General features: G+C 43.4%; 20 protein-coding genes. 5 read left to right on the top strand and 15 right to left on the bottom strand.

What is annotated here, in order from left to right; translation table 11 throughout:
• Nucleotides 1–364 precede the first annotated feature (364 nt).
• Entirely contained in the window at nucleotides 365–1,027 is a 663-nt protein-coding gene (locus P2W82_RS08465; protein WP_336515431.1) for a peptidase M10, read from the top strand.
• 239 nt (nucleotides 1,028–1,266) lie between these two features.
• On the opposite strand, the gene P2W82_RS08460 is transcribed toward P2W82_RS08465, so the two are convergent.
• The 14 genes from P2W82_RS08460 to mraZ form a co-directional block, all read right to left on the bottom strand.
• Nucleotides 1,267–2,220, bottom strand: a complete 954-nt coding sequence (locus P2W82_RS08460; RefSeq protein ID WP_336515430.1) for a TIGR01777 family oxidoreductase — start codon at nucleotides 2,218–2,220, stop codon at nucleotides 1,267–1,269.
• 471 nt (nucleotides 2,221–2,691) lie between these two features.
• On the bottom strand, nucleotides 2,692–4,533 hold the full coding sequence (gene ftsZ, locus P2W82_RS08455; RefSeq protein WP_336515429.1) for a cell division protein FtsZ: 1,842 nt from the start codon (nucleotides 4,531–4,533) through the stop codon (nucleotides 2,692–2,694).
• Between the two features lie 126 nt (nucleotides 4,534–4,659).
• On the bottom strand, nucleotides 4,660–6,030 hold the full coding sequence (gene ftsA / locus P2W82_RS08450) for a cell division protein FtsA (RefSeq protein ID WP_336515428.1): 1,371 nt from the start codon (nucleotides 6,028–6,030) through the stop codon (nucleotides 4,660–4,662).
• A 135-nt stretch (nucleotides 6,031–6,165) separates the two neighbouring features.
• On the bottom strand, nucleotides 6,166–7,227 hold the full coding sequence (locus P2W82_RS08445) for a cell division protein FtsQ/DivIB (RefSeq protein ID WP_336515427.1): 1,062 nt from the start codon (nucleotides 7,225–7,227) through the stop codon (nucleotides 6,166–6,168).
• Nucleotides 7,228–7,231: 4 nt separating this feature from the next.
• Complete coding sequence (gene murC, locus P2W82_RS08440) at nucleotides 7,232–8,587, bottom strand: UDP-N-acetylmuramate--L-alanine ligase (RefSeq protein WP_336515426.1); 1,356 nt, start codon at nucleotides 8,585–8,587, stop codon at nucleotides 7,232–7,234.
• Entirely contained in the window at nucleotides 8,584–9,690 is a 1,107-nt protein-coding gene (murG, locus tag P2W82_RS08435) for an undecaprenyldiphospho-muramoylpentapeptide beta-N-acetylglucosaminyltransferase (protein ID WP_336515425.1), read from the bottom strand. The genes murC and murG overlap by 4 nt, the downstream gene beginning before the upstream one ends.
• Entirely contained in the window at nucleotides 9,683–10,939 is a 1,257-nt protein-coding gene (locus tag P2W82_RS08430) for an FtsW/RodA/SpoVE family cell cycle protein (protein ID WP_336515424.1), read from the bottom strand. The genes murG and P2W82_RS08430 overlap by 8 nt, the downstream gene beginning before the upstream one ends.
• Before the next feature lie 255 nt (nucleotides 10,940–11,194).
• Nucleotides 11,195–12,532, bottom strand: a complete 1,338-nt coding sequence (gene murD, locus P2W82_RS08425; RefSeq protein ID WP_336515423.1) for a UDP-N-acetylmuramoyl-L-alanine--D-glutamate ligase — start codon at nucleotides 12,530–12,532, stop codon at nucleotides 11,195–11,197.
• Nucleotides 12,533–12,812: 280 nt separating this feature from the next.
• Complete coding sequence (gene mraY / locus P2W82_RS08420) at nucleotides 12,813–14,084, bottom strand: phospho-N-acetylmuramoyl-pentapeptide-transferase (protein ID WP_336515422.1); 1,272 nt, start codon at nucleotides 14,082–14,084, stop codon at nucleotides 12,813–12,815.
• 144 nt (nucleotides 14,085–14,228) lie between these two features.
• On the bottom strand, nucleotides 14,229–15,695 hold the full coding sequence (locus P2W82_RS08415; RefSeq protein ID WP_336515421.1) for a UDP-N-acetylmuramoyl-L-alanyl-D-glutamate--2,6-diaminopimelate ligase: 1,467 nt from the start codon (nucleotides 15,693–15,695) through the stop codon (nucleotides 14,229–14,231).
• A 246-nt stretch (nucleotides 15,696–15,941) separates the two neighbouring features.
• A complete protein-coding gene (locus P2W82_RS08410; RefSeq protein ID WP_336515420.1) occupies nucleotides 15,942–18,071 on the bottom strand; it encodes a penicillin-binding protein in 2,130 nt (709 codons plus the stop codon).
• Nucleotides 18,072–18,097: 26 nt separating this feature from the next.
• A complete protein-coding gene (locus P2W82_RS08405) occupies nucleotides 18,098–18,430 on the bottom strand; it encodes an FtsL-like putative cell division protein (RefSeq protein ID WP_336515419.1) in 333 nt (110 codons plus the stop codon).
• A 56-nt stretch (nucleotides 18,431–18,486) separates the two neighbouring features.
• Nucleotides 18,487–19,425, bottom strand: a complete 939-nt coding sequence (gene rsmH, locus P2W82_RS08400) for a 16S rRNA (cytosine(1402)-N(4))-methyltransferase RsmH (protein ID WP_336515418.1) — start codon at nucleotides 19,423–19,425, stop codon at nucleotides 18,487–18,489.
• Between the two features lie 17 nt (nucleotides 19,426–19,442).
• Nucleotides 19,443–19,898, bottom strand: coding sequence for a division/cell wall cluster transcriptional repressor MraZ (gene mraZ / locus P2W82_RS08395; RefSeq protein ID WP_336515417.1), 456 nt, complete (start codon nucleotides 19,896–19,898; stop codon nucleotides 19,443–19,445).
• A 270-nt stretch (nucleotides 19,899–20,168) separates the two neighbouring features.
• Here mraZ and P2W82_RS08390 point away from each other — a divergent pair, with 270 nt between their 5' ends.
• The 4 genes from P2W82_RS08390 to P2W82_RS08375 all read left to right on the top strand — a co-directional run bounded on the left by P2W82_RS08390 (nucleotide 20,169) and on the right by P2W82_RS08375 (nucleotide 23,490).
• Nucleotides 20,169–21,398, top strand: a complete 1,230-nt coding sequence (locus P2W82_RS08390) for an S-adenosylmethionine:tRNA ribosyltransferase-isomerase (RefSeq protein ID WP_336515416.1) — start codon at nucleotides 20,169–20,171, stop codon at nucleotides 21,396–21,398.
• A gap of 123 nt (nucleotides 21,399–21,521) precedes the next feature.
• Nucleotides 21,522–22,103 carry a pentapeptide repeat-containing protein gene (locus P2W82_RS08385; RefSeq protein ID WP_336515415.1) on the top strand — a complete coding sequence of 194 codons (582 nt, stop codon included), beginning with the start codon at nucleotides 21,522–21,524 and terminating at the stop codon, nucleotides 22,101–22,103.
• 114 nt (nucleotides 22,104–22,217) lie between these two features.
• On the top strand, nucleotides 22,218–22,841 hold the full coding sequence (locus P2W82_RS08380; protein ID WP_336515414.1) for a sensor histidine kinase: 624 nt from the start codon (nucleotides 22,218–22,220) through the stop codon (nucleotides 22,839–22,841).
• Nucleotide 22,842: 1 nt separating this feature from the next.
• Entirely contained in the window at nucleotides 22,843–23,490 is a 648-nt protein-coding gene (locus P2W82_RS08375) for a response regulator transcription factor (protein WP_336515413.1), read from the top strand.
• Here P2W82_RS08375 and P2W82_RS08370 read toward each other — a convergent pair.
• Nucleotides 23,487–26,495: a sensor histidine kinase gene (locus P2W82_RS08370; protein ID WP_336515412.1), complete on the bottom strand. Its 3,009-nt coding sequence runs from the start codon at nucleotides 26,493–26,495 to the stop codon at nucleotides 23,487–23,489. The genes P2W82_RS08375 and P2W82_RS08370 overlap by 4 nt on opposite strands.
• Between the last annotated feature and the right edge of the window lie 34 nt (nucleotides 26,496–26,529).

The following is a 26,529-nucleotide window of genomic DNA, read 5'->3' as shown; positions in this document are numbered from 1 at the left end:
TCTATGTACTGGTAATAATCGCCAAGAAGAACTTCCAATTAAAGCAATCGATATATGAAATACTTCAAGTGTTCAGTATATCAATTTTTGATAAAACTCCAATACATTCTCTGTTCTCCAATCCAACTCAGCAACAAAATTTTAAGAACAGTAATGATAACCAATTGAAAATCTTTGACTAAAGACGCAACGCTAGTGGTAAGTGATAAGTTATAAGTCATCTTTCGCGGGGCCGAAATGCACCAGAAATTGCAACAAGATGTAACGTTCCTGCTCCTGTTGAAGCAGGCTGGTTGGAGAGCCAACGCATGCGTTTTCTCAATAGGAAATACCGATTGGATATGGAATTCATAATTTTATTATAATGGTTGAAGTAACACTGGCCTCTTCACAAAATATTTTACTGGATGCGACCATAATCACTTATGGAAGTGCTTCGACGGCACAGATTACGAAAGTGATTTCGGAGGAAATTGAAACGCTCTGGAATGAAGCTCATGGTGAAATTTTAATAAATCGACTACCCTATAACGTTATATTCAGAATAGTTCCGCAATGGAGACCAGATATTATGCCTGAAGAAGTTGTAGGCAATACTGATCCGAAAAATAATTATTACAGGATCGAAGAGTATGCATTCGGAAATATATCTTTTGTTGATGCAATTGGAAGTAACTCGGGTTATTTCAAACTTGAGAATCTTTATGTCGGATCAACAACCGCTGCTCATGAGTTTGGTCATGGTATTGGGCTGGAACACCCGACCCAGCTGGATATCCGTGGGCGCGGACGTCCGGGGATTATGTATCCGCGTGGAACATGGGTTGATCCTCAATTTCAGTACGATCCAGCTGCGCAACCTGGAGCACCAGGTGGTACAATGCATCCCATGCATCGCCGCGTAAATGCGCAGGATATCGAAAATCTTAGATTAACCAGATTAAGATTCAGAAATAACAAAGCGATACTTGGAGATTTCACAAATGTGTATCATCCGGACCATCGGGAGGTAGAGGGAATTGAATGAGCAGATGGTGAGCATAGTAAGTTGTAAGCAGGGAACAGCCGGCTGTTTCAACGAAGAATGAACGACGTATTCCTGAAATCTCTTTTTTATCGATAAGCTTCCTTCACTCTCCATGTTTATGAAACTTGTTGTTTCTCATTCTTGCAGAGACAAGACAGGTCTTACCTCTACAAAAAACAAAAATGTTCCTGACATTGAAAACCGCTATTCATCAGCTTGGTACTACTCACTTCTACCGTCTAATCAATCAAATTATCCAACGCTCCTTCCAGCGAAGGAAACCTGAAAACAAATCCTTTGCTGCGGATTTTTTCTGAACTGACAGTAGCGCTTTTCAAAACTTCAGTACTCATTTCTCCCATCACCATTTTCAGCAATCTGGCAGGGATTTTGGCTTTGATGAATTTTTTGCCGTTCATTTTTTCTGCGAGCTGTAATGTGAGCTCACGGCTGGTAACAGTTTGAGGAGCTGTAACATTGAATGCACCGACGAGATGTGGATCTTCAAGCGCAAAAACAAATGCGCGGCAGAGATCATCTATATGCACCCAGCTGGTCATTTGCTGACCATCACCAAGTACAGTAGCAATACCGAATCGAATAGGTTTTTTAAACTCTTTCAAAGCACCGCCATCATTACTGAGTACAATTCCCGACCTCAGCTTTACAAGTCGTTTACCCAGCTCTGTAACCGGCTCGATGCTTTGTTCCCATTTCAAGCAGGTTTGTCCCAGAAAATCATTTGAAGCAGGATCGGTTTCAACGAAAGGCTTTCCGTGGTCAGGTCCGTACCATCCGATAGCGGAAACACTGATTACTGCACGAACTTTATTGGGCACTTCTTTCAGGTACTTGATTACGAGTTCGCTGCTGCGGGTGCGGCTCTCAACAATTTCTTTTTTTCGGGCTTCCGTCCAGGGCCTGTCAGCAACACCAGCACCTGCCAGGTGAACTATAAAGTCAGCCTGTTTGAAAGCCTGGGAATCGATTGTCATTTTTCGGATATCCCATCCCGCATAAAAAATATTTCCGCTGGATCTGAAAAAATTTCTCTCAGAATCCACATTGTGCCGGGACGCAGTTTCCTGCGGATGCCGTGATAACACAATTACGTCGTAACCTTCATTGATCAAGTTCTGGCTGAGGGCCGTTCCTATTAAACCCGTTCCTCCTGTGATTAGTACTGTTGGCATATCCGATCACAAAAATAATCAGTTCGATATATATTATAAAGAGTAATGTTCGGATAGACAGCAGATGGTTGACAGCCGACGGCAGAAGTTTATACCGGAAGGCCCGCAGTTCAGGCAAAAGGCCCCAAAGTACTGTGGGGGTAATTGGAGTTGATAGTGTACAGATTGTAGTTAGCTCATAATAAAATTTTATTCGCTACCCTGTTTATAGTGGTGTTTTAAATGGTATTAGAATTGTCGTAAAAGAAACTGTTTACCCGTTATGTAATCTATTCATCTGATTCTTCAACAAAAATCTTTTATTGATTTTTTCAGGTAATGCTTCCCCAACTTCAGAATTTAAACCCTCTATTTTCAACTTCTTCATACCTGAAAAAAAAGCCCCCTCACGAAGAGGTGGGCCTATGTAGTTTCAGAAAGGTACAACTATGAACAAAGAGACCTGTTGCGTGAAGCAACAGGTCTCCTGAATTAATCCGGTTTTTTCCCGTCAAGAAAAGTATTGATGGTACTGATCTGGGCCTGGTTATTCTCGTCGGTTTTTACTTCGTACTTGCTGTAGAATTTTTCGACGGAGGTCAGAGCAGTGTTATGCACCTGTAAATTGCGGCGGATGTAAGCCGGCACATTTTCAAACTCATTATTTGGATCGGCTGAATTGAGGTTAAAGCTCAAGTTGCGCAACTTGTGCAAACGCTCTGCAGCCTTACGTTTCTGTTCCTCCGTCTCGTCCTGCAAAGCAGGCTCCTCGACTGGAGCCAATGTAACATGAGTAGATGGTGCCCTTGGCTGTTCATCCGCCGCGGGGGTTTCTTTTATCACCAGCTGCATGTCGAAGAAGGGATCAGCTTCTTTTGGCATATTCAACTGATGAGGCTCTTCATTAGAATCTTGATCTTTGGATTCTAACTTTACAGGGTCCTCTGCATAGATGTTGGATGGCCTGGCCAAAAATCCACCTAACGTTACGGTGGTGCTAGCTTCTTTATAATCCGGTACTGTTTGTTGGCTCGGGTATGCATCAGCTGCCTGTTGCAGCTTGGCTGGTGTCAGATCTTCTGTAGGAATTTGATATCCGGGCAATAAAGATACACTGCCATCATCAAATATGGTAGAGTCATTTTCCTCCGCCAGGGTCAATGTTTCCTTGGCTGGTGGAGCATCTGGCTGGTTTACAGGAGTTTGTACTGTTTCTACCAAAGTTGGCTGCATCGGATCTTTTTCCACAACAGGTTTTGGCACCTGTGCATAAACTTTTCTTTCAGGCTGATCACCAAGATTTAGCACAACTTTCTCAGGTGCTTTCCCGGTTGCTGATTCTTTTGAAGACGGAACATCAAACGGATTTTTATGTTCGAAACCGGTAGCGATTAATGTGATTCCAATCTGGTCACCAAGAGAACTATCATAACCCATACCGAGGATTACATCCGTATCCGGACCTGCCTGGGATATGATGTATTGCTGAATGATTTCAACTTCATCCATAGTGAATTCATTCGATCCCTCACTTGAATTGATATTGATGAGTATCCATTTCGCACCCTGGATATCGTTATCGTTAAGTAACGGAGAATTCAACGCATGTTCAATTGCCAGTTTCGCACGATTTTCGCCAGATGCAGTTGCACTACCCAGAATTGCAACACCACCGTTACGCATAACCGTACAAACGTCAGCGAAGTCGACGTTGATCTGACCCGTGGAATTGATTACATCGGTAATACATTTTGCCGCTGTCGCAAGTACATTATCTGCAGTAGAAAATGCAGCACGCATGGTAAGATTTCCAAACTGATGTCGCAGTTTATCATTGCTGATCACCAGCAAGGTATCAACATACTGCTTCAGCTGATTGATACCCTCCTGTGCATGTTGAATTCTTTTCTTTCCTTCATAAGAAAAAGGTGTTGTTACGATGCCTACCGTAAGTATACCGAGGTCGCGACTGATTTTTGCAACGATGGGAGCTCCGCCTGTTCCGGTTCCACCGCCCATACCTGCGGTCACAAAAACCATTTTGGTATTTACTTCAAGAATGCGACGAATTTCTTCGAGACTTTCTTCTGTTGCCTGGCGCCCGATTGCAGGATTTGCTCCTGCACCCAAACCCTGTGTGAGCGCGGGCCCGAGCTGAATCTTATTTGGCACCTTGCTCAGTGAAAGCGCCTGCGAATCAGTGTTACAAATCACGAAATCAACACCGTCAATCCCCTGACTGAACATATAGTTGACTGCGTTACTTCCACCACCGCCAACACCTACTACTTTGATGATAGATGATTGGTCTTTCGGTAAATCAAAATGGATCATGGTTTTGTTTTTTTCAACCCGCTTCCGCACTTTGCACAGCAGGATGGATTAGTAAATACGGTTTTCTTTCTGTGGCCGGATCTGTCTTGTGGTTTCAGGGATAAGCACACTTGGTTAAGCACAGGCTTATAACTTTCGGTCTTCTTCTTCCTTGAACAGGTCGATCAACCCGTCTTTTATAGAATCCATAAATCCTTTCAAACTTTTTCTTTTACCCACCTTTACTGTTGCAATTTCCTCTTCAACGAATACTTCTGCCGTCGCTTCCTCCGGGCTAACTGTTCCGGCAGACCGAACTTTCTTTTCAGCCTTATGCTGCTGATACTGGACATTCTCAAAAACATTATATCCTTTCAGGATCAGGCCGATACAGGTGGCGTACATCGGTTTGGCCAATTCTTCGATATGACCCGCCGCAAGATGTTCATTCGGAAATCCGATCCTCGCATTCAACCCCGTTACATATTCTGTAAGCTGGATCAGGTGTTTCAATTGCGATCCGCCCCCTGTAAGCACAATGCCACCATTTAATACCCGATTATCGAGACCCACCTGTTTCAAATGATAAGTAACAAAATCGAGTATCTCGCTCATGCGCGCCTGTATAATCGACGCCAGATTTTTTACACTGATTTCTTTGTGCGGCATTCCTCTCAATCCGGGAATATTGATAAAGGCATTTGATTTCGCTTCATCAGCCAGCGCACTACCAAACTGGATCTTCATCTGCTCTGCCTGGGTTTTCAAAACACCCAGACCAGTTTTGATATCGTTGGTGATATTCTCACCACCAAATGGAATAACAGCAGTATGTTTCAGAATTCCTTCATAAAACACGGCGAGGTCTGTTGTACCACCCCCGATATCCACAATCACTACTCCAGCTTCAAGGTCCTGCTCACACATGACTGCTGCAGAAGACGCCAGTGGTTGCAATACGAGATCTTTTACTGACAAGCCGGCTTTCTCAACACTTCTGTTGATATTGCGTATCGCATTTTTATCACCGGTGATGATGTGAAAATTTGCACCCACTTTTACTCCGCTGTACCCGATCGGATCAGGAATATTCTGGAAATTATCGACGGTAAATTCCTGTGGAATTACATCGATGATCTGATCTCCCGCGGGTATATATGTTTTATACTGATCTGCAATGAGCTGATCAATTTCCTGCTGGCGAATTTCATCATCTGTTGAGCGACGAACGATATCACCGCGTGTCTGTAAACTTTTGATATGATGACCGGCAATGCCGACATACACCTCACTAATCTCCAGGTTGGGATTTGAAGCATAACAATTCTCCAGCGCAGTTTGTATGGCTTTTATCGTCTGATCAATATTTAAAACCATTCCGTGCTGAACACCATTACTATTGGCGCGACCAAAGCCCAGGATTTCCAGCTTTCCAAAATCATTCTTTCGACCGGCAATAGCGGCAATCTTAGTGGTTCCGATATCGAGACCGACAATAATGGGTTGAGTATTTGACATGCTTATATTTTTAAACGTTCTTTAATTTTCGGGTTCCTGCGTTAAACGTTAAACGTTGAACGTTCGCGGAGCGCAGTTGACGACTCTTGCAGAAACCCCTTTCACAATTATCGTCAACTGCTTTTCCTGCGTTGATCATGTTTGTTTCTTTCCCGGCGAATACAGCGCCTTCGGTTTCTGTCTTTCAGCAGGTACGGTACCTTTTGATCCCGAATTTTTATTCTTCCCGGGATCAGGATTTTTTTCGGAAGGTTGATTGGTCATAGGTTGGGTTATCGGATCTTCAGGCCGGGTTGAAAGGGAGTCATTAGTTGACGTTACACGTTGCAACGTGTCGGCCGCCAACATCTGACCTGATAGTTTTTGCCATTCCTTCATCCACCGTTTTTCAACAGCAGTGTCGGATTTATGATAAGTATAATTTCTTTTTGTCGCCACTACCTGGTCACCATACTGGATATCCAGTGCACTGTAATCATTCCAACCGGTCTTACTCATCACCTGGGTGTAAAACACTTCCAGTTTATGAAAGCGCTTTTCAATATCATCTCCATTACCAAATACTATAATGTGATCGCCCACTTTCGGCACCATCTCAAACTTCTTTTCAGCCGTAATATCAATCTGGTCGATCTGCGCCATCCAGAAAGGATGCGTGTTGAGGAAATCAGCGAGATTGCGGATGTCCCTGACCAACACACTGTCTTTTGATTTCGCACGTACTTTTTCAGCTGGAAATCCGGTGAACACCGGAAGTCTCGGAGAGTATCTTTCACTCAAGGGCAGGTTATCAAGACTGCTATCGATATAAAATGAATTTCCCTTCACCGTAAAAATCCTGGCTATCGGCATATTCACCTCCACGCTCACCCGAAGTACATGGTTATTGTCAAAATACAATTCTGCATTCCTCACCCATGGATTCAACTGCAGGCGATCCTCCATATTTTTGAGATTGAACTCTTTCACTGAACGCCCCCGTAGATAATCAATTCCTTTGGGTTCAAGTTCGAGAGTGATGTCCTTCTTATTGATGAAAGGATGCTGATCGCCACCTTTGATCACAATGCTCACGTCCTTGCATGGCTTATCCGAGCGACCCTGCATCGCAGCCACGAAAAGAGTGATCAAGCCGAGGCCGAGAATGATCCATCCCGACAACACCAACAATTTCCATATGCGACCAGACGCTTTCATTGCATTAACTCAGTATTTCTCCCAGTGGTTTAACCAAAGTATCAATATCACCTGCACCTGCGGTTATTAAAAATTCAGGTTTACGTCCTGCCACCCATTCCGTAATTCTTCCCTTCTCAAGAATGATCACCGACTTATCTTTTATCTTCTCACGGATCATCTCGCTGGTAACTCCCGGAATTGGTAACTCCCTGGCCGGATAGATCGGCAGCAAAATAATTTCATCCGCAATGCTTAAGCTTTCTGCAAACCCATCCACCAGGTCTCTTGTTCTTGTGAACAGATGTGGTTGAAAGATTACAGTACATTTTTTTCCAGGGAATAAATTTTTCGCGCTTGAAATTAAAGCCCGTAGCTCTTCCGGATGATGTGCGTAGTCATCAATATACACCTGCCTGTTATTCTTCACGATATATTCAAATCTTCGCTTCACCCCCCTGAAACTTGCAACAGCGGATTTAATTTTGTCATCAGCAATTCCCAACCGGTGCGCTATAGCAATTGCTGCGATACTATTTTCCACATTATGCATTCCACCCATATTTAATTGCACGCCATTCAATTTCCACTGATCATGAAACACATCAAACACATATGAGCCATCACTGATCTTTATGTTTTCTGCAAAGACGTTAGCTTTCTCTTCATTGACTCCATAGGTGAAATGAACGGGCGCTTCGAGTTCAGCAGTTCTTTTAAGTCCGTACCTGCTCAACAAAACACCACCAGGTTTCAGTCGCGCTGAAAAAGCAATGAATGCTTTCTCCATTTCTGCAGCAGTTCCATAGATATCCAGATGGTCCGCATCCATCGCTGAAATCACTTCGATATCCGGACTCAGTTTTAAAAAGCTTCTGTCGTATTCATCAGCTTCAATTACACAAACATTATTTGTACTGCTCCAGAAATTGGTATTATAGTTTACTGAAATACCTCCAAGGAAAGCGTTACAACCATATCCCGAGTCACGAAGCAAATGCGCCGTCATCGTACTGATGGTTGTTTTGCCATGTGTACCTGCAATGCATATATTAAAACTTGCTTCACTGATCAATTGGAGAATGTCACTGCGCTTCAGCAACGAAAATCCATTGATCCGGAAATGCTGCATGACTTTGTTGTCCTTGGGGATGGCTGGCGTATACACCACCGCATCGATCATTCCTTTCACGGTAGTCGGATCATCATGATATACGATTTCCATTCCTTCGGATTCAAGCTCACGGGTAAGCACAGTGGAAGTACGATCGTAGCCGCTCACTTTAGCACCGTTGGCATGGAAATAGCGCGCAATGGCACTCATCCCGATACCACCGATACCGATGAAGTAGATGTGTCGTATGTCATTCAGCCGACTCATTTCTTAAGCTCATCCAGTTTTTTAATAATGAGTGTTGCTATTTTTTCGTCAGCATCCCTCACTGCAAGAGCTGCAGCATTATTCTTCATCGTTTCAAGCCTCGTTGAGTCCTTCAACAAAGCGATGATCACGGGTACCAGAGTCGCTTTCGTTTGGTTATCGGGAACGATCACTGCCGCATGTTTTTTTTCCAGGGTCAGCGCATTGATCGTTTGATGATCTTCTGCTGCATGGGGAAAAGGAACAAAAACTGCGGGCTTTCCTGCAACACATATTTCCGAAATGGCCATTGCTCCCGCTCTTGAAATCACCAGGTCTGCAGCTGCATAAGCAAACTGCATTTCGGTAATGAACTCATGCACACTGATACCACGGATTCCTTTTGCAGCATTCCGACCTTTTTCTGCATAAGGCTTTCCGGTCTGCCAGATTACCTGTATATCCTGTTGCAGGAGTTGTGTAAGTCCTGCATCGATACTTTCATTTATACTTCTCGCTCCAAGACTTCCGCCTACACAGAAAATGGTCTTCTTGAAAGGATCCAATCCAAACTTCACAACCCCTTCTTCCCGGCCGATATTTGCACCTGCTATTGCATCGCGAACCGGGTTGCCGGTATGACGTACCACTTCCGCAGGAAAATACTTCTCCATTCCTTCCGTGGCTACAAACACTTCTGTAGCTTTTTTCCCCAGCATTATATTAGCACGACCGGCAATAGAATTGCTTTCGTGAATAAAAGTGGGTATCCCTTTCCGTTGTGCCCAACGCAAAACGGGAAAGCTTGAATAACCACCGACGCCAATCACGGCATCAGGCTGGTAGGTCTTAAATATGCGGCGTACCTGGATAAAGCTTTTTATGATCTTAATGGGTAACCCAAAATTTTTATAAAGTGCAGAACGATTAAATCCGGCGATATCCAATCCCTCGATCCTGAATCCAGCCTGTGGCACTTTCTCCATTTCCATTTTTCCTTTTGCACCTATAAAAAGGAAATCCGTGTCGGGAGTAATTTTTTTTATCGCCTGCGCAATCGCAATCGCGGGAAAAATATGTCCGCCGGTTCCACCACCTGCTATGATGATCTTCCTCCTATTCATCACTTACCTCCTTTTTACCAGACGGTTCGGTTATGGGTTGCAGCTTGCCTTCTTTCTGTTCCACATTCCTCGCAACACTTAGTATAATTCCGATAGCAATACACGTGAACAGGAATGAACTCCCGCCCATACTAACCAAAGGAAGTGTTACACCCGTTACCGGGAACAGGTTTACATTCACTGCCATATTTGCCATTGCCTGGATCACCAGCGTGAAGCTGAGACCGAGTGCGAGGAATGCACCGAATGCATATGGGCATCTTTTAAATATTCTTATGCATCGGAACAGGAATGCGAGATAGATAAATAGTACAAAAGCTCCACCAATCAATCCATATTCTTCAATGATAATGGCGTAAATAAAATCGGAATAAGGATGCGGCAGAAAATTCCTTGCTTCACTGTTTCCCGGACCAAGTCCAACCCATTTGCCTTTCGCAATTGCAATCTTTGACTGCTGAACCTGGTAAACTGTTTCTGTTTTGTCAGCATACATAAAATTCTGTACACGCCTGACCCAGGTTTCTGTTCTTCCTTTTGTCAGGATAGAAGGCAGCTCTTTCGCTTTCCCTTCTGCTTTGTCATAATACGCTCCGGCAATACTGATGAGAATAATAATAGGAATGGCTGCAACACCGATCACCAGCCCGATATGTTTCATGCTCACCCGACCGATAAACATCAGCAGCAAACTGGTGGCGCCTGTGAGTAAAGCAGTCGACAGATTCGCTGGCGCTATCAATGCACAGGTGACCATTACCGGTATGATCAATGGGAGAAATCCCTTTTTGAAATCCTTGATCACCGGCTGCTTCCTGCTCAACTGCCGGCCGAGATACATGAACAGCGCCAGCTTGGCCATATCCGATGTCTGGAAAGTCAGGTTGATGATCGGCAGCTTGATCCATCGGTTTGCTTCATTGATACTTGAACCAAAAACGAGAGTATATAATAGTAATGGTATTGATACCAGGTATAGTATTAATGCCACCCGCGAATAGATGGTATAGTTGACGAGATGCGCGAAATATATCAGTACAACACCGATGATGATAAACACCACCTGTTTGAATAAATATGATTCAGTACTCTTTGATAATTTATATGCAAGAGTTCCCGTACTGCTATATACCACCAGCAGACTCATCATCGTTAGTATGAGCACAATTGCCCAGATCACTTTGTCCCCACGCGTATTCTGCGCAAGGCGGGTGAATGTTGGAGTTGGTATTTTTTGTTCTACGGGCATGTTTTTTAGTTCATAGTTCGAAGTTCATAGTTCGAAGTTCATAGTTCGAAGTTTATAGTTCATAGTTCATAGTTTGAACAGCCAGTTCTTCATTGTTCGGTCTTCGTTGTTCGTTCTTCGTTTGCAGAGCCTCTGAACATAGGGTTCGGGCGGTTCCTTTTGCCTAAATCAGAAACAGAACACTGAAACAGAAAACAGGGCGGCACACTCATCGGCCGGCTGTCCCCAACTTACTACTTACTACTTACTACCTACTCACAGTTCCCTCACCGCTTCTTTAAATTGCTTTCCTCTGTCTTCGTAATTTTTAAACAGATCAAAACTTGCACAGGCAGGGCTGAGTAACACAACATCACCTTTATCTGCCAGGCGGAATGCAGCATGTACTGCTTCTTTTGCGCTGGCTGTATTTACCATAACCTCTACCTCCTGTCCAAAAGCTTTGTGAATTTTTGTATTGTCTACTCCCATGCACACAATCGCTTTCACTTTTTCTTTCACCAGTTCCATCAAACTCGAATAATCATTGCCTTTATCAACACCGCCCAATATCAGGATCACCGGCTTCTCCATACTTTCCAAAGCAAACCAGGTACTGTTTACATTGGTCGCCTTACTATCATTGATGAATTCTACCCCTCTTATCGTTGACACCGGTTCCATTCGATGCTCAAGACTTTCAAAAGAAGTTACCGCATCGCGGATCTTTTCTTTTCGGATATCCATAACCGATGCTGCCAGGCATGCTGCCATGGTATTATACTGATTATGTTTTCCTTTTAAGGCAAAGTCATAAATACTCATGGTCAGCGGTTCATGTCCGGTAATAACCATGTGGTTGTTGTTGATATACGCGCCCTTGGGCAATTCTCGGCTCATAGCAAACGGCAATGGGTTTGATGAAAAAGGGATCAGGTTGATGTATTGCATGGTTACAGGATCGTCTTCACAATAAATAAAAACATCTCCCGCTTCCTGGTTCTTTACGATATTGAATTTTGCTCTGATGTACTTTTCAAAAGAATAATCATATCTGTCCAGATGATCTTCGGTAATATTCGTCAGCACCGCTACATCAGGTCTGAACGTTATGATATCATCCAATTGAAAACTACTGATCTCCGTCACATACAATTCTTTCGGATCTTCGGCCACCTGCCTCGCCATCGAAAAGCCGATATTACCTACCAGCGCACAATCCAATCCTGCTGTTTTGCAGATGTGGAAGATCATTGCCGTTGTTGTCGTCTTCCCATTGCTGCCGGTGATTCCGATGATTTTGCTCTTCCCTTTGTGGCGATAGGCCAGCTCTATATCACTGATCAGCGGAACTCCTCTTTCTAAAAAATCTTGTACTACAGGACTTTTGTGAGGAATACCAGGACTCTTCATGACTTCCCCGGCCCATTGCATTTTCTCTGCGCTGTGGCCACCTTCTTCGAATTCAATTCCGCGGGACTGCAGGTCTTTTTTATAATGATCTTTAATCACACCGCCATCGGAAACGAAAACTGCATACCCTTCCTTCTTCGCCAGGATCGCCGCTCCTACACCGCTTTCACCTCCTCCCAGAATTACAAGACGCCTGTTCATTACATTCCCTTTTCAAAAAAAAATTGGTTCTTCAATGGATGAATTTCTTTGGTACGTTAACAGAAGCCCTGGAACAGATCTTCAGTTTTCGAGAACATGTATGGATGGTTTTTCAGGATGACGCATTTATGACCCCCGAATCATCTTCCGGAATGGTTGTCACCGGATCTGCGTACTGATTACTTAATACAATTCCATTCTTTCCCGTTCACTTTCCAAACTCATCGTTTAACCGCCTGCGTTACGTTCCATCCACAAATACTCCAGCTCTTTATTTTTACTACCTGATCTTTAATGATAATATCGCGAACACAACACATAACAAAGTCACGATCCAAAACCGCACTGCTATCTTACTCTCATGGTATCCCAGCTTCTGGTAATGATGATGAAGAGGGCTCATCAAGAAGACTCTTCTTCCTTCGCCGTATTTTTTCCTCGTGTATTTGAAATAACTCACCTGTAGCATTACACTCAGATTTTCTATCAGGAAAACGCCACAGAAAATGGGGATCAATAATTCTTTCCTGACAATGATCGCCAGCGCAGCGATGATTCCACCCAGTGCAAGACTTCCCGTATCACCCATAAAAACCTGAGCAGGAAATGTGTTGTACCACAGGAATCCAATACACGCTCCGATCATTGCTGCAATAAATATGGACACTTCACCCAGGTTGGGTATGTACATGATGTTGAGGTAATCAGCCAGCAAAAGATTACCACTCGCATAAGCAAAAATGGCAAGACAGATGCCGATCAATGCAGATACCCCGGTTGCAAGTCCATCCAGACCATCGGTGATATTTGCCCCATTGGATACAGCTGTTACAATAAATATCACGATTACGATATAAAGGATCGAAGTAAGGCCACGCATTGCCTTTGGTAAAAGTTTCGAATAGTTGAACTCGTGGCTTTTAACAAAAGGAATGGTTGTAATCGGTTCATTTGCCGGAACAAAATGCCGTGTTGTATCACGGAATTTTACCGGAATCGCATCCGATGGAATCTGGGTGCCTTTATACTCGCGGTATACCTGGACATTATCGTTGAAAAGCAAGGTTGCTCCAATGATAATGCCCAGGCCTACCTGGCCGAGTATTTTAAACCATCCGGCAAGTCCATCTTTATCGCCTTTTTTATATGCGACTCCTGCTTTCTGCGCCAGTCTTTTTGCCCGTAGTTTCAGATAGTCATCAATAAATCCAACGATGCCCAACCAAATGGTGCAAAGCACCATAAGACGGATATAAGTTTTATTCAGATCAGCGAATAATAATGTCGGGATCAAAATTCCGAGCAGGATGATGATGCCACCCATCGTCGGGGTTCCTTTCTTTTTCTCTTCACCCTGTAGTCCAAGTTCTCTTACGCTTTCGCCGACCTGCTTGTTCTGCAGATATCGAATGATCCGGCCTCCATATATCATCGTAATTATCAGACTGAGGAGGATAGCCATCAATGCCCGGAAAGTGATGAACTGAAACAGTCCACTCCCCGGGAATTTGATCCCCTCCGAAGTCAGCCAGTTAAAAAGATGATAAACCATTTACGTTTTACGTTGTACGTATAACGTTGAACGTTATACGTCGAGTTAGCCAAAAATCTCAACAATCCGGGCACCTCAATTGTCCATCAATATCTTGCACCAGCTTAGGCGCACGTTATACGTTATACGTTTTACGTTTCACCTTCAGCGGTCAAGTAATTCAAACATTTCCTTCAGTACCATCTTATCATCAAAGGGAAATTTGTTCCCCGCTATTTCCTGGTATTTTTCGTGTCCTTTACCTGCGATGAGAATGATATCCTCTTCACGACAAACAGTGATTGCCGTTTTTATTGCCTCCCTCCTGTCTACAATCGATATTACTTTTCGTTTAGCCGCCGGCGTGAGCTTCTCTTCCATTTCTTTGATGATCGCTGCCGGATCTTCTGATCTTGGATTATCAGAAGTGAAAATGGCCTTATCACTATGTTCGCATGCCACCTCAGCCATGAGTCTTCGTTTTGTGCGATCCCTGTCGCCACCGCAACCCACCACCGTGATAATCTGCTCACCACCGCTTCTCAATTTTTTTATAGTTGTCAGCACATTCAATAGTGCATCGGGTGTATGCGCATAATCAACAATTCCGATAATTCTGTCTTTTGCAGAAATCAGATAATCAAATCTTCCTTCAGCGCCGGTGAGATTACTCAGGATACGCAAAACTTCCTGGCGATCTTCGCCTAAACAAAGCGCAGCAGCATACACCGAGAGAAGATTATATGCATTGAATTCGCCGATCAATCTGAAATGAACTTCCTGTTCATTGATCGTCATCTGCAATCCACCAAGACTATTATCAATGATCCTTCCTTTGAAGTCAGCGATCGTACGCAGACTGTAATAAAATTTATCCGCAGGTGTGTTCTGCAACATCACGGCTCCACGCTTATCATCCAGGTTAGATATTGCAAATGCATTGGCATCAAGATGATCAAAAAATGATTTCTTTACGCGTATGTATTCGTTGAATGTTTTGTGATAGTCAAGGTGATCGTGCGTGATATTGCTGAATATCGCACCCGTAAAATGTAAGCCGGTTATACGATGCTGATGAATCGCATGACTGCTGCATTCCATAAATACGTGTGTGCAGCCATCGTCCAACATCTGGCGGAGCAACCTGTTCAGACTCACTGCATCGGGTGTGGTATGTGTTGCAGGAATGATTTTATCGCCCACCTGGTTTTGTACAGTTGAAACCAAACCGCAGCGATGATCCAGCAGCGTGAACAATTTGAACAATAATGTCGCGATAGTCGTTTTGCCATTGGTTCCGGTAACGCCAACCAGCTTTAATTTTTCGGACGGGCTACCAAAAAACTGGTGCGCGATATATCCTGCAGCCTCTGCTGAATTTTCCACCTGAATCCAGGATACAGCTTCCTTCATTTTCTTTGGAAACTCTTCGCAGACAACAACTGCGGCACCCTGCTTCACTGCCTGGTCGATATATTCATGACCATCTGCATGCGTTCCGCGAACCGCAATGAAACATCCTCCGGGAACCACTTTTCTTGAATCGATGGTGATGTCATCGATATCAATATCGGTTGTACCGTTCACTGACCGGATTTTTACTTTGTACAATATGTCCTGTAACCGTGGCAAATTTTTACTGTAATGATTGTTCGTTTATTTTTTTTCGTGATCGCTTTTTATTCCATCAATCCCTGGATTGAAATCCGTTTTCCATTTTCAACATCCCGTGGATTGAAATCCACGGCTAAATGATTGGGCGATCCTACGGATCTATTTTCTTTCGCTCTTTCAGGGCTCTTGTCTTACGCCCCTACAGGGCTCATTATTAACTTTCAACTATTTCTTACCTCTCACCTTATTCCTCTTACCAGTTACTTAGGCTCCGAGTTCAAGCACTACCACCTGTCCCTTGTTAACCTTTGCTCCTGCTGTCACCGACTGTGCCTTCACCTTTCCTCTTCCCCTTACTACCACTTTTAACTTCATATTCTCAAGCAGGAAGATGGCATCTTTCAATCCCATCCCCTGTACTGCGGGCATCGCCTGTTTTGAAATTGCCAGTTCTCTTGCGGTAGGTTGAAAATCATTATTCACCACATTTGTCCACTCGCTTCCTTTGGCAGAGTCACGAAAATTTTTCTTCATGGAATTGAAAACCTGTTCGTAATCTGCCTTCCAACCGCTCCATGCATAAAAATTGCTATCGGTTTTTTCGGTGATGGCGTAGAGCTGATGTGCTGCTGTATTTCTTGAATAAAGCTTATCCGCAATCTCTCTGAACACCGGACCAGCCACCGCACCGCCATAATAAACTCTTGCATGAGGCTTATTCTTTATCACCACAATGCATGAATACTGCGGATCGGTAGCCGGAAAATATCCGGCAAACGATGACTGATAAATATGATCTGCATAACCTCTTGTTCCGTTTGCTACCAGTGCCGTCCCTGTTTTGCCTGCAAAATCATACAGTGGTTGCTGCAAAGCTTTAGCAGTACCGTTCGTTACAACTCCTTCAAGGCATTCTTTCAACTGTACAAGTGTTGATTCCTTGCAAACGCTTTCAACTAGTGTTGTGGGTTCGTACTCTTCGATGATCTTGCCGTCCTTCATGATTGCATTCACCAGATAAGGCTTCATCATCTTTCCATTGTTTGCAATGGCATTGTAGATCATGAGCGTATGCATCGGTGTAAGGGAAAGATTATATCCAAAACCCATCCATGGTAAAGTGGGTGCGCTCCAGTATTTGCTTTTGGGTGTGGGGATGACTGGCTTTGTTTCGCCTGGCAGATTCAAACCGGTGAGTGTATCCAATCTTAACCTGTACAGATGATTAAGAAATGACTGCGGCTGGCGATAATAATACTGCGTCATCAGTTTCGCCATTCCCACATTGGAACTGAGTTCGAATGCCTGCTTAACAGTCACATCGAAGAGACCACGTTGCTCACTGTCATAAACTGTTCTCGTGCCTACACGCCAGACACCGCCTTCAATATTTACCTTGTCATTCAGATGCACATAACCATCTTCCAAGACTGAAAGCATCGTTACGAGTTTGAATGTTGAACCAGGTTCAGATTTGGTTACGGCATAATTCATGTCTTCGAAATAGCTGCCGTCTGATTGTCTTCCGAGATTGGCAATCGCTTTGATCTTTCCGGTTTTCACCTCCATCACTATCGCAGTCCCATGTTCAGCTTCATTGCTGATCATCATTTTCATCAAAGCCTGCTCCGTGATGTCCTGGATATTTACGTCGATCGTTGTGAGAATATCTTTTCCGTTGATTGGTTCAATTTCGGAACCTTCAATTGGTACATAAGAACCACCTGAAATGCGACGCACAAGTCGTTTCCCGGTAACGCCCTTCAACAAACTATCATAGGCCTTTTCGAGGCCTACATTTTTTGAAATCGTTTTTCCACTTTCGTCTACATATTCCCGTGAAAGCCCGATCGTCCTGTTAGCCAGCAGGCCGTAGGGAGCCATTCTTTTTTCTTTGTCCTCGAAAATGAAACCGCTTTTATTTCTGCCCTGGTTTACCAACGGGAACTCCCGTATTTCCTGGTACTGCCGGAAACTTACATTCCGCTTGAGGAGGTAATACCGCTCTTTCTTTTTATAGGCTGCCTTTAATTCCTTTGCGTAAGTTTTTGCAGGTTTGTCGTGGAACATTCCTGCCAGGGATGCCGAAAGTGAATCAACATAAGTATTGAATCGTTTTCCGTTTTTCTCGCGTAACCCATCTGCCGCAAAATCGATCCTGATATCAAAGAAAGGAATGGAAGAGCTCAGCATGCTGCCATCTTCACTATAGATCGTACCGCGATCGGCATCCATTTCGCGATATTGCAGGTGCAGGCTATCGCTCAGCCCGATCCAGTAACTTCCCTCAGCCTGCTGTATATAAATGGCTTTACCCAATATTACCAGGCTGAACACAACAATGCCCAGGAAGATCAGGTACACGCGCCATAGTATGTCTTTTTTAATTTCCAATACAGCAGTTCGTTTTCAATACTTGTTTACAATGGCATAGAGTCTTTAAGTTTCATTGGTGGCACCACGAGTTCTTTCAGTCCCAGTGGTTCCACAGCTTTTACTACTTCGGATTGTTTTGTTTTAAACATCAGCTCGCTCTTGATGGTCTTATACTCGTACTGCAGTTCACGCAATTCGCGCGCACTGCGGTTGATGTCTTTTATTTTCTTTTCAGCGAGGTGACCGTTATAGATATACACGACGGCGAGGAAAGACAAAAACAGAAAGAAGCCGATATTCCTTACCATCCATTGGTAGTTAAGGAATAGGCGTTTCCATTCCCGGCGGGGTTCTCTTTGTTCCTGTTGGTCTTGCATGTAAAATCCGTTGGTGGTTGTTCAGGATATTGGATTTTAAACAGCAAATTCGATAGTTAGCTTTCAGCTTTCATAGCAATGCGCAGTTTCGCGCTTCTTGCCCTGGGGTTCGTTCTTATTTCTTCCGGTGAGGGAAGAATAGGTTTCTTTGTGATCAGCGTGAAAGGCGACCTCCCTCGGTTACCGTAGATTTCATCCGCTTCGGGCTCATTCACACTGCCGTATTTAAAAAATTGTTTCACCATCCTGTCTTCAAGACTGTGAAAGGTTATTACAGCAATTCTTCCTTCGGGTTTCAGCAGGTCTGCGACCTGTGTAAGCATTGTTTCCAGCGCACCAAACTCGTCATTCACTTTTATTCGCAGGGCCTGGAATACCTGGGCGAAATATTTATTCGGATTTCCTTTTACACATTCCGCAACGGCATCTTTAAATTGCCGGCTGGTCTTCAGTGGCAGCGAGGTCCTTTTCTGAACAATTGTTTTGGCAAGTGTTTTTGAATTTGTAACCTCACCATACTGTTCAAACAATTTGTGCAGTTCCTGCTCACTCATCTCTTCTAATAAGGTTGCTGCCGTAACCTTTGCACGCTGATCCATTCTCATGTCCAATGGCGCATCAAACCGGATAGAAAACCCGCGCTCCGCTTCATCGAACTGGTGGCTGCTTACGCCCAGATCTGCAAGTATTCCATCGACAGGAGAGGCTTTGTAGAACTTCAGAAACCTGCCTATATACCTGAAATTCTCAGGTACAAAAATTACCCGCTGGTCGTTGGGCAGGTTTTGTTTCGCATCTGCATCCTGGTCGAATACGATCAGCTTTCCATCTGCTCCCAGTTTTTCCAGTATACCCCGGCTATGGCCACCCGCGCCAAACGTGCAATCGACATACACGCCATCTGGCTTAATTGCAAGCCCTTCAATAACCTCACGAAACATTACAGGCACATGGTACACCTCACTATTTCGTTCGTCATTTTCCTGTTCCGCCATAAGCTGATTGCATGCGGTTAAACATTTGGCCTGCCCATTACCTGTGCTGCCAGATTGCTGAATTTTTCCGGCGAAATCGCCTCAAAGAACTGTTGGTACCTCCCTTTATCCCAAATCTCAATCTTCGTCATTGCCGACACCAGCACTATGTCTTTTTCCAGGCCTGCGTGCTCCATCAGGTTTTTTGGCACCAGGAGCCGGCCGGCACTGTCCAGTTCCAGGCTTATAGCTCCGTTCAGGAAATACCTGCGAAACTCCCGGACCTGTGGCTCAAAATCATTCAGTTTGCTGATGTTGTCGAAAATCGGATTCCACGCACTCAACGGGTATAGTGTCAGGCATTTTTCAAATCCCCTGTTGATAACAAATTGAGTATTCTCGCCCTCCTGCAGCTGTTTTTTTATACCAGCTGGCAGCAGAAACCTACCTTTAGGGTCTAAAGTGGCCTCAAATTCACCGAGAAAACCAATCATTTACAGAGAATTACAAAAACCGATCCATTATTCACACAAAATAACACATTTTCCCACTTTACTTTCCAAATTAAATTTTTTTAATTTTTCCACAACGTAAACGCAGTGCGGATACGGCTTTCCGTAATAAATCATGAAAACAACGTGGATAGCGTGTAAAACCCTGTGGATAAGCTGTTGGCGGAAGGTTAGAAACTGTGCATTGCATGATTAATCGGTGGAAAGTACAGATGCCCTAATTTTGATCGACCAGCAGTTAGCTGTTAATATATGCACCCTTCAGATCTCGCGATTAAAGATTTCACTTATGCGCTACCGGATGACCGGATCGCAAAATTCCCACTCGAAAAACGTGATGAATCCAAACTACTGGTTTTGCAGGAAGAAGGTTTTAAAGAAACCCAATACCGGTATATCGCACATTTTCTTCCGGAAAACGCCCTGCTGGTTTTCAATAACACCAGGGTAATTGCTGCGCGGATACTATTTAAAAAAGCAGAGGGAGGGATAATTGAAATATTTCTTCTCTCGCCTGTTTCCGGGAAGCCCGGCATTGCTGATGCCCTTAGTCAGCACGAAACAGCGATCTGGCGCTGCCTGATCGGTGGTGCCAGCAAATGGAAACCCGGTTATATTCCTACCATTCATTTTTCAGAAACCGGACATTCGATACATCTGAAAGCGGAGATCGTGGAAAGGGAAGCAGATAGTTTTATCGTCAGGTTCAGCTGGGCTCCCAATGAAATGAGTTTTTCGGAAGTAATTCATTTCGTTGGACAGACCCCATTGCCTCCATACCTGAAGCGTGCACCTTCAACAGAAGATCCGGAAAGATACCAGACGATTTTTGCAGAATCGGAAGGTTCAGTTGCTGCACCTACTGCAGGACTTCATTTCACGCCTGAAATTTTCAAATCATTAAAAGAGAATAAAATCGATTCTCTTTTTCTGACGCTGCATGTGGGTGCGGGTACATTCAAACCGGTGAAATCCGAAACGATGGCCGGTCATACCATGCATGCTGAATGGCTGGAAATCGATCTGGATAAGCTGCAATTGCTGAAAAATAACAAGCGTCCGGTTATTGCTGTGGGCACTACATCACTAAGAACACTTGAAAGTGTTTACTGGATGGGTGTGAAATGTGTGATTCATCCTGACATCAGTATGGAATCCATTGAAATTTCGCAGTGGGAAGTGTATAATGATTTACCAGGCGAAATTGATAGAGAACAATCCTTGAATGCACTCATTGAATGGATGGAAAAAAATGATATTACCAGGCTGATCGTAAAAACAGGCATCTTTATCGCGCCAGGCTATCAATTCAGAATGATCAATGGGCTTATAACAAATTTTCATCAGCCGCAGTCAACATTATTGTTGCTGGTTGCAGCTCTTATCGGAGAGAGATGGAAAGAACTTTATGAGTATGCGATAAATCATGATTTCCGTTTCCTGAGTTATGGCGATGGATGTCTCTTATTCCCGAAAAAATAATTTGTGTCAGTGTGCATTTGTGGTTAAATTCTCATGTTAACGCAGACATACAACCGAAAAAATAGCATTGCCTGATTTTTATTTTTATCAAATACCAGGCAGCAATAAAATACCTGTTTCGTTATGGCGGGAACCGATCAGTATTTTGACGACATTGTTTTTGAGAAAACCGATTTTCCGAAGGAAGGATTTAAGGTAGGTGAGTATGACGATTGCCGTTTTATTCAATGTAATTTTGAAAAACTGAATTTTTCAACTACACGATTTTCAGAATGTACTTTTACTGGCTGCAATCTCAGTCTGGCGATTTTAAAAGGAACTTCATTTCAATCGGTGGAGTTTGTCGACTGTAAAATTCTCGGAGTTCATTTTGAGGACAGTTCGCCTTTTCTTTTTTCTGCAGCTTTTAAAAATTGTGTAACCGATCATTCGAGTTTTACTGGAATGAAATTGAAAGATTCTCTGTTTGATCATTGCCACATGAAGGGAACAGATTTTTCAAATGCAGATCTGAGTTCTGCAAAATTTGATTTTTGCGATCTTGCAGATGCAGTTTTCAGTCAGTCAATTCTTGAAAAAACAGACTTTCGCACTTCTTATAATTTCAGGATTGATCCTGAAATGAACAAAATGAAAAAAGCGAAATTTTCTGTCAGCGGCCTGCCGGGGCTGCTCGAAAAATACCATCTGGATATTAACCAATAACCACTGCAACGATCATTAGTAAAAAAAGCATTAACAGGTGATACCGTTTTTTTACGGGATAGGTTCATATCTACAAATTGTATCATTGATATTAAATCATAAACAATTTGTTTCATGGACAGTGGGTCAATTGGTAAGGTGAAGGAAGAATGGCCGTATCGATTGGAAATTCAGGGGAGGGCTTTGGAAGTAATTTCGCGTGAACTCCAGGAAAACATTGGACAGTTGCTGTGGCTCGCCAGGTTACAACTCGGACTGCTGTCAGATAATCTGGAACAGACTCAGCAGGAAAAAGCGCAGGACACCGGAAAAATACTGTACCAGGTGATACAGGATCTGAAAGCATTGGCGAGGCAGAATATCCCTGATGAAATTCTTCGCAAGGGTTTTATTGACGCTATTAAAAATGAAATCCAGATTAAACAGTTGTTGCATGGAACTGAAATTGAGCTGGTAATCAATGGCGAACTGCCACCTGTTTCCGCAACCGATGAATTGCTCATTTTCTGCACTGTTCAGGAAATAATAAATGATAACTTTAGCTCACAGCAACGACCCCATGCAATTCATATTGATTGTGACCAGAAAAACATCTGTTTCAAATTGAAGAAAAATACTGATCAGCAGCCTATCCATATTAGTGAAAATGCAAGGCTAAAAACTGAACAGATGAATGGTAAGCTCGAACTAGTAGAAGAGACTGAAGTAAATACTCTTTTATTATCAATTCAATTGTAATATGCCACTGTTAGCATTAGTTGATGACCATGTCGTTTTAAGGCAAGGTCTCGCCGGGCTTGTTCGTGATATTGGTTACGACATTGCCTTTGAAGCCGAAAACGGCGAAGCCTGTATAAAGAAACTGGCAACATCCAGGGAACCTGATGTCATACTCATGGATATCAATATGCCAGTGAAAGATGGGTTTGAAACAACACTGTGGTTGAAACAAAATAAACCGCATATCAAGGTGCTGGCCTTAAGTATGGTTGATGATGAATCCTCCATCATCCGTATGATTAAATATGGAGCCAGAGGGTATGTACTCAAAGAATGCGATCCTTCAGAATTGAAATCTGCAATTGATGATGTGATCAAAGACGGATTTCATTATTCTGATATCGTTTCCGGGAGATTGGTCAACAGTGTAAACAAAATGGAAAATGAGGATCCTGAAATGAAAAGATTTATGCGGCTGACGGAAAAAGAAATTCAATTCCTGCGCCTCGCAGCTTCTGAACTGACATATAAAGAAGTGGCGAGCGAGATGAAATTAAGTCCCCGGACGGTAGACGGCTACCGGGATATTCTTTTCGAAAAACTGAAAGTTAAAACACGCGTCGGGCTGGCGATGTATGCCATTCGTCATGGAATCGTTCATGCTTAAACAGGCCTGAGCAGGATCGTTGTACCCTCTCCCATGCCTGACCTCAGTTCCATCCTGTAACCGATTTGTTCGGCTCGCTGTTGCATACTTTTCAAACCATATCCTTCTGTTTCTGCATTGCTATCAAAGCCATTTCCGTCATCCCTGAGTGTAATCAATGGCCTACCAGACTTGCCGGGTTGGAAAGTATAACCAAAGGTCTTCGGTTGTGCATACTTGATACTGTTGTTAAAAGCTTCTTTAAAAATTAAATAAAGATTTCTCTTTACATCCTTTGGCAATGTCATTCCGGAAATATCAAATGGAATATTTTTTTCAAGATGGATATTTCTTGCTTGTGCAAGACTACCGGCAAACTGTTCAAACCGATGTACAAGATCACCCGCCGTATCCAACTTATCATTTAACACCCACATCAGGTCGCGTACTCCACTGATGGCGTTTTGAGTTTGCTCCCGGATCTGAAATAAATATGAACTATCTCCTGGCCTGGCAATAGACAGATTGGTAAAGATTTTTATGCTATTTAATGTACTGCCGATATCGTCGTGAAGATCACCTGAAATTTTCCGTCGAAGGCGCTCTTCTTTCTTTAATTGCGCGATCCTGTTCAGGTACAGTCCATACAGAATTCCAGCGAATGCAATTACGAGGATCAATTTAAACCACCAGGATTGATACCAACGTGGCTGTATATAAATATTCATCGCAAGCTCATGCTCACCAAATGAACCATCTTCCCTGAGGTAACGGATACTCACAGAATAACTACCGTATGAAAGTGTGTTCAACGTTATGATATTATTTTCACTGACATCGATATATTCATCCTGTACACCATCCACTTTATAGCTAAACCTGATCTTGTGATTATCGGTAAAACTCAACGCTGCCAGGTGCATGGAAACGATGCTCGTACCAGCCGGCAGACGTACCTCAGTCCACTTCAATGAATTGATTACCTGCTTCTCTGCACCGCGGTAATATTCAACCTTGTGACAATACACCGGGAAATCTGTTACCTGTATCCTGTACAGATCAAGATCAATTTCCGTAAAGCCATTTAAGCCACCGAAATAGATTCTGTTACCGATAGCAAGTTTGCCTTTTTCATCAAAGGAATTATCCTGCAGCCCGTCTTCAATAAAATAGTTGGTACATGATTTCTGACGGGAATGCACACGCGAAATACCATGGTTGGTACTTACCCAAAAAACGGAATCATTTTCGGGAAGAATGCTGTATACACAATTATTGCTTAATCCATCCTTTTCTGTAATGTATTGCCACTCGCCTGATGTTTTATCCAGGCCATTCAATCCACCTCCATAAGTACCATACCATAAAATTTTTCCATCATCATACAAATCGGAGAACAGGTCATTCTGAAGACCCGTTCGGTTGGTACTATCCCTGATATAAAGGATGATTTTGTCAACGCTGTCTTTCTTAGTATTAAAAATCGCTACGGAGTTATCCATCAGGAGCCAAAGATTTCCTTCCCTGTCTTCGGCGAGATTGCGGATATGGTTTTCAGGAATTCCGCCGGAATTGGCTTCACCATTTTTAAACTGCCTGATCGTATGTTGCTTTCTATCCCAGCGTACCAATCCCTGCATACCCTCACTTGCCCAATAGGAAACATCGCCCGCATTGTGCACATCATTAAAATAGTAGCTGGAATAAGACCGCCATTCCGGGAATCGATCAAAAAGAGTTTGCTGAGAAATTTTTCCGCTGGAAGGAATATATGCGAACATTCCTTTCTCGCTGCTCACCAGCCAGTAATCGGTTTCCAGCTCTTCAATATGATGTACCACTCCTAGCGCTTCCGAACCTGGTACGCGCTTAGTAACTGCTGTTAAAATATTGGTCAGGTACAATCCATCGGTTCCCGTGGCAAAAATCTCACTGTTGCTTTTTTTAACAAGTGAATAAACATGATCCATTGGATCACTACCGGCAAGGTCACCCGAAAAATATCGTATAAATCCGGAATCCAGATTCACACGTTGCAAAGGACCTGAAGTACTGATCCACAGATTATTCTGATTATCCAGCATGAGGTGATTAATCTTATTGTCCTGCAGCCGGTATTTTTTCTGTTTCTCGGCGAGGTACAGAGTAGCAAGAGGTCTTGTGATATCAAAACAAATCATTCCGTTATTTGTGGCAAACCAGAAACGGTTGTGTTTGTCTCTTACCATCGTATTGATGGTTCTTCCTTCAAATACCGGATCCATAAACCATTCTTTCGCCACCCAGCCAGATTTATCAAATTTCCCCCTGGCCAAACCAACACTGGTTGCCGCATAAACATCATCACCTTCGCCTTTGAGAAAAAGAAAATAGAAACAACCGTCCTTTTCGGTTTTTTGCTGCTTATCAGTGATACTACTGACCTGTCTGCGATTTCTGATATCGTATAGTACAGTTCCATATTCAGCAACACCCACCGCCAGGTAGGGCCAGTGCAATGGCGTTATAAACTGAATGTCGATCTCTTCCGAGAACCCGGGAAAAGAATCGACGATATGAAAATCTTCCTGGTCTTTCGTTTTCCACGCAAGAAAATCCTCTCCACCGACCCATGTTGTGCCAAGCGTATCCACATAAATTTTTTTCAACCAGAGATTAGGCAGTTTGGATCTGATCTTCCTGACATGGAGATCATTCAGATTTAATTCTTCCATTCCAGAATTAAATCCGGCGAATAACAATGAGGTATCATTTACCGGCGCGAAATCCAGGAATGCGACGCCTGCCCAGCTTTTTCCATCCGTATTATTTTTCTTGAATACTTCAAACTGGCGGCCGTTGTATCGATATGCGCCGTCCTGGGTTGCTACCCAGACAAATCCGTATGCGTCCTGATATGTTTTGAAAATGTTATATGAGTTAAGCCCCTGTTGAAAAGAATAGGTTTTGAAAAGGAGTTGTTGACCCTGCGCCTGTACTGCGCAGAGAAAAAGGATTAGCAACCCGTTAAAAAACCCTTTGGGCATCGCTTTCAGAATAAATAAATTTAATAAAGCCTAA

The sequence above is a fragment of the Pollutibacter soli genome (assembly GCA_029269725.1).
In the GTDB taxonomy this organism is placed as follows: domain Bacteria; phylum Bacteroidota; class Bacteroidia; order Chitinophagales; family Chitinophagaceae; genus Pollutibacter; species Pollutibacter soli.
The sequence above is the reverse complement of the archived record's forward strand: the minus strand, read 5'-3'. Positions and strand labels throughout refer to the sequence as shown.